The sequence below is a fragment of the Sphingomonas sp. SRI_018 genome, from assembly GCF_057586275.1.
Genome location: NZ_JBYCZO010000001.1, coordinates 1,791,894 through 1,804,504 on the forward strand (window position 1 = coordinate 1,791,894; position 12,611 = coordinate 1,804,504).

At 69.7% G+C, this 12,611-nt stretch carries 11 protein-coding genes; 3 read left to right on the plus strand and 8 right to left on the minus strand.

Features of this window, described 5'->3' with window-relative positions:
- Window positions 1-175: 175 nt before the first annotated feature.
- A complete protein-coding gene (locus tag AC2YHA_RS08315; protein WP_487401107.1) occupies window positions 176-361 on the plus strand; it encodes a hypothetical protein in 186 nt (61 codons plus the stop codon).
- Between the two features lie 69 nt (window positions 362-430).
- A complete protein-coding gene (locus AC2YHA_RS08320) occupies window positions 431-1,330 on the plus strand; it encodes a hydrogen peroxide-inducible genes activator (RefSeq protein WP_487401723.1) in 900 nt (299 codons plus the stop codon).
- Window positions 1,331-1,446: 116 nt separating this feature from the next.
- Here the strand turns inward: AC2YHA_RS08320 and AC2YHA_RS08325 are convergent, their stop codons facing one another.
- The 3 genes from AC2YHA_RS08325 to pgsA are packed head-to-tail and all read right to left on the minus strand — an operon-like array spanning window position 1,447 to window position 2,704.
- Window positions 1,447-1,896 carry a molybdenum cofactor biosynthesis protein MoaE gene (locus tag AC2YHA_RS08325; protein ID WP_487401108.1) on the minus strand — a complete coding sequence of 150 codons (450 nt, stop codon included), beginning with the start codon at window positions 1,894-1,896 and terminating at the stop codon, window positions 1,447-1,449.
- Entirely contained in the window at window positions 1,893-2,150 is a 258-nt protein-coding gene (gene moaD, locus AC2YHA_RS08330; RefSeq protein ID WP_487401109.1) for a molybdopterin converting factor subunit 1, read from the minus strand. Before moaD ends, AC2YHA_RS08325 begins: the two co-directional genes overlap by 4 nt.
- A complete protein-coding gene (pgsA, locus tag AC2YHA_RS08335; protein WP_233785842.1) occupies window positions 2,150-2,704 on the minus strand; it encodes a CDP-diacylglycerol--glycerol-3-phosphate 3-phosphatidyltransferase in 555 nt (184 codons plus the stop codon). Before pgsA ends, moaD begins: the two co-directional genes overlap by 1 nt.
- A gap of 264 nt (window positions 2,705-2,968) precedes the next feature.
- On the opposite strand from pgsA, the gene AC2YHA_RS08340 reads away from it, so the two are divergent.
- The gene (locus AC2YHA_RS08340) at window positions 2,969-4,264 is read left to right on the plus strand and encodes an MFS transporter (RefSeq protein ID WP_233785841.1); all 1,296 of its coding nucleotides are present in this window, start codon (window positions 2,969-2,971) and stop codon (window positions 4,262-4,264) included.
- 32 nt (window positions 4,265-4,296) lie between these two features.
- Here AC2YHA_RS08340 and AC2YHA_RS08345 read toward each other — a convergent pair whose 3' ends face one another.
- The 5 genes from AC2YHA_RS08345 to AC2YHA_RS08365 all read right to left on the minus strand — a co-directional run bounded on the left by AC2YHA_RS08345 (window position 4,297) and on the right by AC2YHA_RS08365 (window position 12,602).
- Entirely contained in the window at window positions 4,297-4,461 is a 165-nt protein-coding gene (locus tag AC2YHA_RS08345) for a hypothetical protein (RefSeq protein WP_233785840.1), read from the minus strand.
- Window positions 4,462-4,534: 73 nt separating this feature from the next.
- The gene (locus AC2YHA_RS08350; RefSeq protein WP_487401110.1) at window positions 4,535-5,764 is read right to left on the minus strand and encodes an NAD(P)/FAD-dependent oxidoreductase; all 1,230 of its coding nucleotides are present in this window, start codon (window positions 5,762-5,764) and stop codon (window positions 4,535-4,537) included.
- Window positions 5,765-5,928: 164 nt separating this feature from the next.
- The gene (locus tag AC2YHA_RS08355; protein WP_487401111.1) at window positions 5,929-9,138 is read right to left on the minus strand and encodes an autotransporter domain-containing protein; all 3,210 of its coding nucleotides are present in this window, start codon (window positions 9,136-9,138) and stop codon (window positions 5,929-5,931) included.
- 78 nt (window positions 9,139-9,216) lie between these two features.
- Window positions 9,217-11,679, minus strand: a complete 2,463-nt coding sequence (locus AC2YHA_RS08360; RefSeq protein ID WP_487401112.1) for a TonB-dependent receptor — start codon at window positions 11,677-11,679, stop codon at window positions 9,217-9,219.
- Window positions 11,676-12,602, minus strand: a complete 927-nt coding sequence (locus AC2YHA_RS08365) for a FecR family protein (RefSeq protein ID WP_487401113.1) — start codon at window positions 12,600-12,602, stop codon at window positions 11,676-11,678. The genes AC2YHA_RS08360 and AC2YHA_RS08365 overlap by 4 nt, the downstream gene beginning before the upstream one ends.
- Window positions 12,603-12,611: the final 9 nt, after the last annotated feature.

The window sequence follows — 12,611 nt, forward strand, 5'->3', positions numbered from 1 at the left end:
GCACGCGAAGCGTGACGGAGGGGGAGGAAGCGAGCCGATAGTGAGTTGCCGTCCTCCCCCTCCGTCAGCCTGCGGCTGACACATCCCCCTGGCGGGGGAGGATTGAATGGGCCACACCTTCACGGTTCCGACAGGGACGGTGGCATCCGCGGCCGGGACATGGCAGGAGGGAAGGATGCCGACCCCCGATCCCGCTCCGTCTCCCAAGTCGCCCACCGGCGGCGGTGCCCTGTTCGTCCTCGCCCTGTTCGCCGGCATCGTGATCGGCTTCCTTCTCGGCCAGACGACGATCGGGTTCCTGGCAGGCGCCGCGACGGGAATTGCGATCAACCTATGGCTGCTCTGGCGCGATAAGCGATAACCCTCCGCTGGGCTGGCATCATCGTCTGAACCGCTTATCTAGGAGGCCATTCATCGACGGAGACGATCACTGGCCGCCACCTATCTCCCCACGCTCAAGCAGCTCCAGTATCTGGTGGCACTGAAGGACCACGGCCATTTCGGTCGCGCCGCCGAGAGCTGCTTCGTCACCCAGTCCACCCTCTCCGCTGGCATCCGCGAGCTGGAGACGCTGATCGGCATCACCTTGGTCGAGCGCACGCGCCGGGTGGTGCGCTTCACGCCCGTGGGCGAGCGCATCGCCGACAAGGCGCGGCGGGTGATCCGCGAGGCGGAGGAGCTGGGCGACATGGCCCGCGCCGCCGGCCGGCCGCTGTCCGGCGAGATGCGGATGAGCGTGATCCCGACGATCGCGCCGTTCATGCTGCCGCGCATCCTGCCGCGGCTGCGCACAGAATACCCCGACCTCAAGCTCTACCTGCGCGAGGAGCCGAGCGGTGCGGCGTGCGAGGGGCTCAGCCATGGCCGCACCGACTGCGTGCTGCTCGCCCTCCCTTATGCCTGCGGCGACGTGGAGGTGGCGCGGCTGTTCCAGGACCGGCTGTTCCTCGCCTATCCCGAAGGCGAGATGGCGCCGACCCCGCCGGGCGTGAAGCCCAGCGAGATCGACGAGACGCGGCTGCTGCTGCTCGAGGACGGCCATTGTCTCAAGGACCATGCACTGGCGGCGTGCAACCGGCCGGAGATCCGCGCCGAGGCGACGATGCTCGGCACCTCGCTCCACACCATCGTACAGATGGTCGACAACGGGCTCGGCGTGACGATCCTGCCGGAGATGGCGATCGACGCGGGCATCCTCGACAGCACCCATGTCGACGCGACGCCGCTCGCGGCCGACAACCCGGCGCGCGATATCGCCCTGGTATGGCGCCGCGCCTCGCCGCGCGAGAAGGACTTCCGGCTGCTGGCCGAGGTGCTATCGGAGGGGTGAGTGAAGACCCGTCCTGTCGAGACGCTATCAGCGCTCCTGCGGAAGCAGGAGCCCAGGATCACAGGTCACGTCGTTTGCGGCCAGCGCTCCTGCTTTCGCAGGAGCACGCCTTCACTTCACTCCGCCAGCCAGCGAGCGGAAGCGGCGATGTCGCCCTCCCTGGTCTCCACCCAGTGCGCCGCATCGCCACGCAGCTCGCGCTTCCAGAAGGGCGCATCGGTCTTGAGCCGGTCGATCAGATAGGCGCAGGCCTCCAGTGCGGCAGCGCGATGGCTCGCCGCGGCTGCGACGAACACCACCCGCTCGCCCGGCGTCATCCGGCCGACCCGATGGACGACGGTCGCGCCGAGCAGCGCCCAGCGCTCGGCAGCCTCGTTGGCGAGATGGCGCAGCGCCGCCTCGGTCATGCCGGGATAATGCTCCAGCTCCAGCGCGGTGACGCCGTCGTCCGCGCGGACCAGGCCGGTGAAGCTCGCGACCGCGCCCGCCCCGACCGCGTCCGCCTCGGCCAGCGCCAGCTCGGCGGCGACGTCGATCAGCTCGGGCTGGACGACGACGCGGATCATCCGCCGGTCACCGGCGGGAAGATCGCGATCTCCCGCGCGCCCGCGATCGGCGCATCGAGCGGAGCGAAACGCTGGTCGACCGCCGCGCGCAGACGCCGCCTGTCGGCGAAAGCCGCGGCATGGGGCCGGCTGCGCCCGCCGAGCCAGTCGAGCAGGTCGGCGACCGTCGCTGCCTCGGCGGGCGGCTCGATCGTCTCGCCGCCCTTCCCCACCGCCTCGCGCACCCAGGCGAAATAGAGCATCTCGACCGCCATCAGCTTTCCATGTGCCTGAGGCCGATGCGCAGATAGTCCCAGCCGGTGATCAGCGTCAGCGCGGCGGCCGCCCACAGCGACGCCAGCCCGACCACCTTGATCCACAGCCACCCCGGCAGCGCACCCGACAGGATCAGCGCGCCCAGCGCGACGAGCTGGAGCGCGGTCTTCCATTTGGCGAGTTGCGACACCGGCACCGAGACCTGGATGCCGCCCAGAAATTCGCGCAGCCCCGATACCATGATCTCCCTGAGCAGGATGACCAGCGCGGGGATGAGGTGAAAGCCCTCGATATCGTGGGTCGCGACCAGCATCAGGATCACCGCGGCGACCATGATCTTGTCGGCGATCGGATCGAGGAAGATGCCGAGCTTCGACACCGCCCCCTGCGCGCGGGCGAGATAGCCGTCGAGGTAATCGGTCGCCGCGATCACGCAGTAGAGCACGAACGCCAGCCAATAGCCGACCGTCCATTGCGGCCACCACAGCATCCACACGAGCAGCGGCACCGCGAAGATCCGCGAGAGGGTCAGGATGTTGGGCAGCGTCAGCATCGCGTCTCGACTAGCACTCTCGCTCCGCTTGCGGGAGAGGCCCACTGTCCCTCTCCCATTGGGAGAGGGAAGGAGCCGCGAAGCGGCGGGAGGGTGAGGGCGACTACGGCGAGCGAGGGCACCCTCACCCTCCCACCCGGCTGTGCCGGGCGGGACCCTACCTCTCCCAAAGGGAGAGGGGTATAGGGTATGAGAGTTGCCCGCTCCTCCCCCGCTCGGCTATGGCGGCGGGGCTGTCCTAACGACCGGGGTGCACCCTCTTCCATGATCAACGCCCTCGGGCTCCTCAGGCAACGGCGTTTCCTGCCGCTGTTCGTCACCCAGTTCCTTGGTGCCTTCAACGACAATCTGTTCAAGACGACGATGGTCCTGTTCGCGACCTACGAGATCTTCAACGACGCCAAGCTCGAATCGAACTTCAACGCGCTGGCGACCGGTTTGTCGCTGATTCCCTTCTTCCTGCTCTCCGCCCTGTCCGGCCAGCTCGCCGACACGCACGACAAGTCGAAGATCATCCGGCTGGTGAAGACCGCCGAGATCGCGATCATGCTGTTCGGCGGCGCGGGGATGCTCGCGGCGCGCGCGGGGCATACGACGATCGGCATCGGCATGATGCTGGCGTCGGTGCTGTTCCTCGGCATCCATTCAACCTTCTTCGGCCCGATCAAATACGCGATCCTGCCCCAGCACCTCAAAGAGGACGAGGTGCTCGGCGGCACCGGCCTCGTTGAGGCGGGGACCTACCTCTCGATCCTGATCGGCACGGTGGTGGCGGGGTTCGTGGTGCACGACATCCGCCTGGCCGCGGGCATGACGCTGGCGGTGGCGCTCGCGGGCTGGGTGACCGGCCGGATGGTGCCGCCGGCGCCGCGCGTCGGGCCGCAGCTCGCGATCAACTACAATCCCCTGACCTCGTCCTGGCGGCTGATCAGCGCGACGATGCACATCCCGCGTCTGTTCCTCGCGATCTGCGCGATCAGCTTCTTCTGGACGATCGGGGCGGTGCTGATCATCATCTTCCCCCCGCTGGTGAAGAACGTGCTGACCGCCGACGAGCGCGTCGCGAGCATGACGATCGCGATCTTCTCGATCGGCGTCGCGATCGGATCGGTGATCATCAACGCCATGCTCAAGGGCCGCATCTCGGCCAAATACGGGCCGATGTCGGTGCTGCTGATGGCGGTGTTCGTCGTCGCCTTCTCGCTGGAAGCCCGCAATTTCGTGCCGGCGCCCGACGGCGGGCTCTACAACATCGCCGAGTTCGTGACGATGCCGCAGTCGCTGCTGGTGATCGTCACGCTCGTCGCCATCGCGATCACCGGCGGCATGTTCGTGGTGCCGCTCTACGCCTTCCTCACCACCACCGTCACCAAGGACCAGACCGCGCGCACCGTGGCGGCGAACAACGTCGTCAACTCCGGCGCGATGGCCGTGGGCGCGGTGGTGGTGATCGCCCTCACCGCCCTGGGCGTGACGTCGGAGAACATGCTGCTGCTGGTGGCGGTGATGTGCCTGATCTCGGCGTGGCTCGCGCAGAAGCTGCACAAGGCGTGTGATTAGCAAATCCTCCCCGAGTTGCTCGAGGAGGATTTTCAGAACAGGAACGTATAGAAGCAGATGAAGAAGGCGGTGAAGCTCAGCGCGAAGAGCTTCAGGTCCTGATCGTCATCGCGGAGGCGCTCGATCCGCTGCGGCGGGAGCGAGCGGCGGAAGGGGTGGCGCCGGCCTTCATCGGTAAGAACGAGATAGCGTCGCATGGGCGGAAGTTAACGCCCCGTTTACGATTCTGGCCATGCGAAAAGGTGGTTAACCGGCGTCCCGGTGCGGGATTCAGCCGGCGAGCTCCTTGAGCGGCACCCCCGGATCGGCGAGCGCAGTCTTGTCGGGCATAGCGCCGTTCACCACCAGCGCACGGCCCTGGACATAGTCCTTGACCGCGTTGACGCAGTCGAGGGCGATCACCCGCCCTTCCCTCAGATAGATCAGCGAGAAGGCGCGCGAGGCAGGATCGCCGCGCAGCACCGTCTCGTCGTGATCGGCCGACAGGCCCACCGTCTGCAGCTTGAGATCATATTGGTTCGACCAGAACCACGGTACCGCGCGATAGGGCTGCGGCTGGCCAAGGATCGCCTTCACCGCGGTCGCGGCCTGATCGTTGGCGTTCTGGACTGATTCGAGCCGGATGCGCCGGCCGCCGCAGAAGCCGTTCTCATGCGCGGCGCAGTCGCCCACCGCATAGACGTCCGGCAGTGAAGTGCGGCAGAGCTCGTCGACGTCGACGCCGTTCCCGCCGGTCGCACCCGCCTCCAGCAGCGGCTCGACGTTGGGAACGATCCCGATGCCGACCACCACCAGCTCGGCCGGTAGGATCTCGCCTCCCGCCAGACGCACGCCGACCACGCGGCCTTCCTGGCCGTCGAAACCCTCCAGCTGCGTCCCGAGCCGCACGTCGACGCCGTGGGCGCGATGCTCGGCCTCGTAGAAGCGCGACAGCGGCTCGCCCGCGACGCGCGCGAGCACGCGCGGCAGCGCTTCGAGCAGGGTGACGTGCTTGCCGAACTTGCGGAACACCGCCGCCGCCTCCAGCCCGATATAGCCGCCGCCGATTACCGCGACATTGGTCACGCCGTCGAGCGCCGCCGCGATCGCATCGGCGTCGGCGAGCGTACGCACGAGATGGATACCGGCGAGGTTCGCGCCCTCGCAGGCGAGCGTGCGCGCCCGGCCGCCTGCGGCCCAGATACAGGTGCGATAGCCGATCGCGTCCCCGTCCGAGAGGGTCAGCCGATGCGCCGCAGGATCGAGCGCGGACACGCGCCGGCCCGGAAGCAGGGTGACGTCGCGTCCGCGCCAGAACTCCGCCGGGCGGAGGTAGAGGCGCTCGACCGGCTTCTCGCCGAGCAGATACTCCTTGGAGAGCGGCGGCCGCTCATAGGGAAGCCCCGGCTCGTCGCCGACGAGCGCGATCGAGCCGGCGAAGCCGTGCTGGCGCAGCAGGATCGCCGCCTGCGCGCCGCCATGGCCGGCGCCCACGATCACCACGTCGAACTCAGCTGCCATCATGCCCCCCCGCGGCGGGACGCCGCATGGAGCCTATAGGCACAACAGCCCGGCCGACATCAATCCGCAGCGGAAAAAGGGTGCGGCCGCGACATTGGGGAGAATGCCGCGGCCGCGATTGTCTGCCGTGCGGGGGACCGGTGCCCGGCAGCCAATCAGAGGGACTAGAGCCCGATCTGGAGCGAGGCGCGGATGCCGAGGACGAAGCGATCCTGCTGCTCCTCGGCGCTGGCCTCGCCGACCAGACGGAAATAATTGTTGCCGCCCATCGCGCGGAGCTTGCCGACCCAGCCGTTGGTGCGGTCCTCCGGCACCAGGGTGAAGGTCTCGCCGCCCTGGAAATGGGCCTTGGTGACGCCGAGCTCGCCGCCGACGATCTGGCGGCGGCCGCCCTCAGCCTCGACGCGGAACCAGCCCTCGTCGCGCTCGTAGAAGCCCATGAAGTCGATGCCGGCCGCCATCGCGCCGGTGACCGCGAGCTCGTCGCTGGTGCGCCCGGCGACGGTCAGGTTCATCGCGGTGCCGCCGCCGGTCTCGGTGTAGCCGTCCTCCTTGAGCTTGTAATAGTCGACCGCGGCCGACGGGCGGATGAAGAACATCGCGCCGCCGCTCTCGTGCGAGACCGCCGCCGAGAAGGAGGTCAGCTTGCCGCCCCAGCTGCCCTTGGCGACGCGACTGACCGCCTCGGTGCCGATCGATCCGTCGAAGCGGCGGGTGCTGTCGAAGTCGATCTTGGCCAGCGACGCGCGGACATTGGCGGCGAAGCCGTTCCAGCGCCCCTTCCAGTAGCTGCCGAGCTCGTACTGGTTGCCCATCACGTCGTTGTCGGTGCTGTTGTCGTTGTCCTGGCTCCACATGTACGCGGCGTAGACGCCGACGTTGCCGAAGCCGGTCTTGGTCTCGACGCCGCCCGCCGCGGTCCAGCCGCCGGCGTTGTAGCCCGCGGTCGCGTCGCGATCCTTGGACGTGCCCCACACGGTCGAGGTGACCCAATAGCCCCAGTTGCCCTCGTCCTTGAACGGGCCGTGTGGGTCGGAGACCATGCGGGCGACGCTGCGCGAGCCCTGGGTCGCCGCCTCGAACGCGCCGCCGGCATGGTCGGGCAGGAGCTGGCGGAGCGAGCCGCGGAACACCTCGCCGTCGGTGATGTTGAGGAAGGCGTCGCCGACCTTCTGATCGGTGCCGAGCGCGGCGTAGATCGCGTTGAACGCCGAGCTTTCCGAGCGGTTGAGCTCGAGCTCGGTGGTGGTCTTGCGGACGACGTCGACCGCGAGCTGGTTGGCGACGCTGGTGTTCAGCGTGCCCTTGAGGAGATAGGGCAGCAGCACCGAGCTGGTCTTGAGCTTGTCGGCGCCGGTCAGCGAGCCGGCCTGCAGGACGACATAATGCCCCTCCACGTCCTTGATGCTGGCGACCTTCAGCGCCAGCGTCGCGCCGTCGGCGAAGCTGGCGTTGCCGGCGACGTTGATCATCGTCCCGGTGCCGCCGGTCTTGTCGAGCGTGACGGCGAGCACGCCGCTGGCGCCGACGGTGAGCGAGGCAATCGACGCGGTCTTGGTGACGTCGAAGCCGCCGTTGGTGACGGTGACCGCCAGGCCGCCGGCATTGGCGAGCGAGCCCGCGAACAGCGATCCGCCGTCGATCGTCAGCACGTCCGATCCGCCGCCGAAGTCCGCCGACCCGGTGAACTTCGAGGTGCCGGTGAGCGCCAGCGTGTCGTTGCCGGCGCCGAAGGTGGCCGCGCCGGTGTAGGTGCCGTCGCCCGACAGCGCCAGGCGGTTATTGCCGGCGCCGAACGACACGTTGCCCTTGACTGCGCCGTCGGCGATGTCGAGCACGTCGTTGCCGGTGCCGAAGCGGATGTCGCCGGTGATCGAGGGCGCGGTGACGCCGCTCGCGACCGCCGTCTGGCGGACGGTGGCGCCGCTGGTGTTGGCCGAGAGGTCGACCGCGACGTTGCGGGTCGAGTCGGCCTTGGCGCCCGAGGCGGAGATGGTGCCGCTGTTCTCGACCAGCACCACGCCGCCCGAGCGGTCGAGGATCGCGGTCGCGGTGCCGTCGTCGCCGCCGGCGGTCGCCTTGATCGTGCCGCTGTTGCGGATGGTGCCGACCGAGGCGCCCTGATCGATCTGGATCGCGGTGGTTAACGAGGTGGTCGACTTGCCGCCGGCCGCGCTGATCGTGCCGCTGTTGCGGATCTCGGGCACGGTCGCCTGCGCGCCGATGCGGATCGCGGTCGCGCTGGCGCCATTGCTGTTCGCCGAGACGGTGCCGCTGATGCCCATGCCGCCCGCGACCGTCACCGCGCCGCCGCGGCCGCCGATCACCAGGCCGTTGCCGTCGATGCCAGAATAGACGCCGTCGCCCTTGATCGTGCCGTCGATGACGATGCCGAAGCCGGTGCCCGTGCCCGCGACCGGGCCGATCGTGATGGCGCGGTCGGTCGCGCCGATCACCACCGCCGGCGCCGCGCCGTAGGAGGCGACGGCAGCGCTGCCCTCCTTCGAATCCTCGATGCCGTCCTTGTCCTCGTCGTTGTCGGTGGTGCTGTTGTCCTTGGGGGGCACCGCGAAGATGATGCCGCCGCCGACATTGCCCGAGACGATCAGCGCGGAGCCGCCCTGGAGCAGGTCGTCGCCGTCGAGCTTGGAAGTATCGGTGGGCGCGGTCGGAAAGCGATAGCCGCTCGAGCTGATCGTGCCCTGCACCACCATTGCGCCGGAGATGTCGCCGGCGAAGCGGGCGCCGATCGCGTCCTTCCCCTGCGCGGTGATGGTGCCGGCGAGGCGCACGTTGCCGTTGATCGCGCTGGCGTCGACGCCGATCGAGCGGTCGCCGATGACCGTCGTCTTGCCGTCGTGGGTGAAGTTGCCGGTCAGCGGACCGCCGAGGCGGATGCCGGCCGAATCATTGCCCTCGACAGTGATCACGCCGGCCGCGCCGTTGACGATGTTGCCGGTGTAGGCGCCCTGGGTACGGATGCCGGCGCGGTTGCTGCCGACCGCAAACGGACCGTCGGGATCGCCGTCATTGTCGGCGTCGGCCGCGGTATAGGTCTCGTCGATGGTGATCGCGCCGTTGTTGGTGATGCCGCCGCCGGTGCCGGCGTTGGCGCCGATGCCGATCGCGCCGTCCGAATTGGTGATCTGGATGGTGCCGCCGTTGGTGACGGCATGGTTGGTGTCGACCGTGACCGCGGTGCCACTAGCCGGCTTGACCGAGCCCTTGTCGGTGATGTTGATCGCGTCGGGCGTGCCGTTCTTGATGGTCGAGGTGCTGATCGGCGTGGTGCGCGCAGTGTCGACATTGGTCTGCGCGGCGGCGGGCGCCGCCATCGCGGCGAGCGCGGTGGAGGCAAGCAGGTAACGACGCATCAAGGGTCCCTTTTGCAGATGTTCTGATCTGCAGGACGGAGCCGATCGGCCGGCGCCTTGGCCGGTCCGCGATTTTTTTCAGAAGCTGGCGTCGAGACCGAGGCGGACGGTGCGCGGGCGCAGCGGCGTGATCTGGTCGCGCCCGGTGGTGAAGGGTGTGCCGAGCGCGAAGCGGTTGCCCTCGACATCGGCGAGGTTGGTGACGCTGAGCGTCGCGCCGATCCCCGGCGTGCCGATGCGGACGGTGAGGCCGCTGTCGAGATAATCCCCCTGCCGCGCGCCGAGCTCCGGCCCGACGCCGAGCCGCGACGGACCGACATAGCGTACCCATCCGTTGGCGGTGAGCGACAGGTCGCCGGTGAGATGCCGGCGATAATCGAGCCCCGCCCGCCCGCCGAAGCGCGCGATGTTCGGCACCTGGTTCATCCGCGCGATCACCGCGAGCGCCCGCTGCCCGGCGCTAACCGGCGTCGCCGGCAGGCCGATGGCATAGTCGAATGTCGGGGTCGAGATCGAATAGGGGAAGTCGCGCGCCGGCTCGTCGATGCGGCTGTCGTTGTAGCTGACGCCCGTGTCCAACCTGAGGCCCGGCGCCAGGCGCACGCTGGCGGCGGCGCTCAGCGACCAGATGCGGCCGTCGCCGATGTTCGCAGTGCTGGGCAGGCCCGTCGCGTCGATGAAGTCGGCCTGGATGTCGCGCCAGCGCGTGTAGGACAGGCTCGCCGACAGCGCGAACGGGTCCGAGCCGCGGCTGCCGTGGCGCGCGCCGATCTCGATGCTGGAGGCGCGGTCGTTGCGGAAGCGGCGGACGAAATCGGCTTCGACCGCGAGGCCGCCCGGGCGGAACCCCTCCTGATAGCGCACATAGATGCTGGTGCGCGGCAGCACCGCGGCGATCACCGACGCCGAGGGCAGGAAGGCGGTCTCGACCCGTCCCGCGGTCATTTCCGCGCGGGCGTAGGCGAGCGTCTCGGTCGTCGCCGGGGCGACGTCCTCACCCGCGCCGTCGAGCTCGGAGCGCGTGTAGCGCGCGCCTGCGGTGGCGGTGAGGCCGGGCACCAGCTCGACGCTGCCCTCGCCGAACAGCGACAGCTCGTCGACGCGGTTCTCGACGCCGGTCACCGGCTGCGGGTCCTCGGGCGTGCCGAGCTCGCGCGACAGCCGGGTGGTGTTGTGGGTGAAGCTCACGCCCACCATGCCGCCCCACCCGTCCGCCATCGGCCGCCACAGCCGCGTCTCGTGCGCGATCATCGTGGTGTGGTTGTGCTGGACGAACAGCCGTGGCGCCTGATCCGGCAGCGTCGCGTCGTAGCGCTCCTCGAGCACCTGTCGGGAGATGCCGGTGGACGAGCTCAGCTTGAGGTCGCCGATCGGCCCGGCGACGACGACCTGCCCCTGCGCATAGTCGGCGTCGAAGCCCTCCTCCGTCCGCGCGGCGCGGGTGAGCGGCGGGCCATCGCGATCGGCGTACTGGCTGTCCTCGCCGCGGGTGCGCTGGCCGAGGCCGATCAGGTCGACCGTCCAGCCACCACCCGCGTCGAAGCGCAGCGCCGCACGGCCGCCGGAGATGCGGGTGCGGTTGACGTCCTTGCGGTCCAGCAGCGGCTTGTCGATGTAGCCACCCTCACTGGCGACGTCGGCGACGAGGCGGAGGCCCAGCCGCCCTTCCTCGATCGGCACGTTGAGCACCGCGCTCGCATCCGCTCCCGGTGCGCCATGCCAGGTCGCCGAGCCGCCGAACGCGATCGAGCCGCTCACTGTGTCGAGGTCGGGAGCGTTGGGCACCAGCCGGATGATGCCGCCGAGCGATCCGGCGCCGTAGAGCGTCCCCTGCGGCCCCTCCAGCACCTCGACCGCGGCGAGGTCCGTCAGGCGCAGGTCGGGGTCGGGCGCGTTGTAGCTGAGGCGCAGGTCGCCGAAATATTGCCCGACGGTCGACTGCGTCGGACCGGTGAAGCTCGAATCGGCGATGCCGCGGATGAACAGCTTGTTGCGGCCCGCACCGAGATGGGTGGAGGAAACGCTGGCGACGCGCGCCACCAGCCGGTCGGTGCCGCCGGCCCCGCCGAGCGAAAGCTCCGCCCCGTCGATGCGCGAGACCTGCCCGGCGAAATCGCGGAGCGTCAGGTCGCGCTTGCTGGCGGTGACGACGATGTCGGGTTGCGGCACCTCCACCACCGGTGCGGGAGGCAGTGGCGGAGGCGCCTTGCGGGGCGCGGCCACGACACGCGGGCGCGGCGGCTCGGGACGACGCGCAACCAGGCGCCAGCCGGTCGGACCGGCCGGCTGCACCTCGGCATTGGCGGCGCGGGCGAGCCTCTCCAACGCCTCCCGCGCGGTGTAGCGCCCGCGCAGCGCCGGCACCCGCCGGCCCCACAATGATGCATCCGCGACCGCGATGTTGGTGCCCGTCTGCCGCCCGAGCGCGAGCACAGCATCACCCAGCCTCCCCGCTGGCAGCACCAGCGCGACAGGTTCCGCAAGAGCGGGTGCGGCGGCGACCAGCACGGCCGCCGCGAGGATGCGGGCAGCGGCGATCACGGTCCTGCGGTCAGCACCCACCCTTCGCCCGACCGTTTCGCCGCAACGCCGAGCAGCGGCGCGACGGCGGTCGGGTCCTTCCTGAGCGTGGCCACGGCGAGCGTGCCGCGGAACGGACGCTCCGCGACATCGGGCGCGGCGGCGATCGACACGCCGAGTGCCCGCGAGAGATCGGCGGCCACTTCGCCGATCGGTTCGCCCTGATAGCTGAGCCGGCCCTCGCGCCAGCCGCCGACCGCCTCCGGCTCGATGCTGGAGACGCGAAGCCTGTGCGCCGCCGCGTCGGAGACCAGCGCCTTGCCGGGGTCGACCCGCACCGCCTCACGGCCCGGGTTGAAGACCACCGCGCCCTCCGACACCGCGACGCGCATCACGCCGGCAGTGCGCTTGACGTCGAAGGCGGTGCCGACGTCGACCAGCTCGTCGCTGCCGACCTTGACCCGGAAGGGATGCGCCGCGTCGTGTCGGACCACGAACATCGCCTGCCCACGCTCGAGCGTGGCGACACGGTCGTCGCGATGATCGAGCACCAGCCGCGTGCCGCCGGCCAGCGCGATCGTGCTGCCCTCGCCGAGCGTCACCGTGCGCGTGCTGCCGGCGGCGGTCTCGATCGCATAGGGCTGCGGCTGCAGCGTCCAGGCGCCATAGCCGACCACCCCCGCCAGCGCGGCGGCGATGCCGGTGCCGATCAGCCAGCGCCGCCGGGGACGCGCCGGAGCCTCGACCGGCTCGGGAGCAGGCACGGCACGCAGATCGTCGGCAGCTTCGGCGACATGGCTCGCGATCGCGTCGTAGCGGGCAGCACGTGCAGGATCGCCTTCGAGCCAGAGAGTGAAGGAGTCCCAGTCCTCGAACGCCGGATCGGCGGTGCGGACGGCCCACGCCAGCGCTTCTTCATCGATACGGTCACGCGGCTCGGCCATTACAATCTC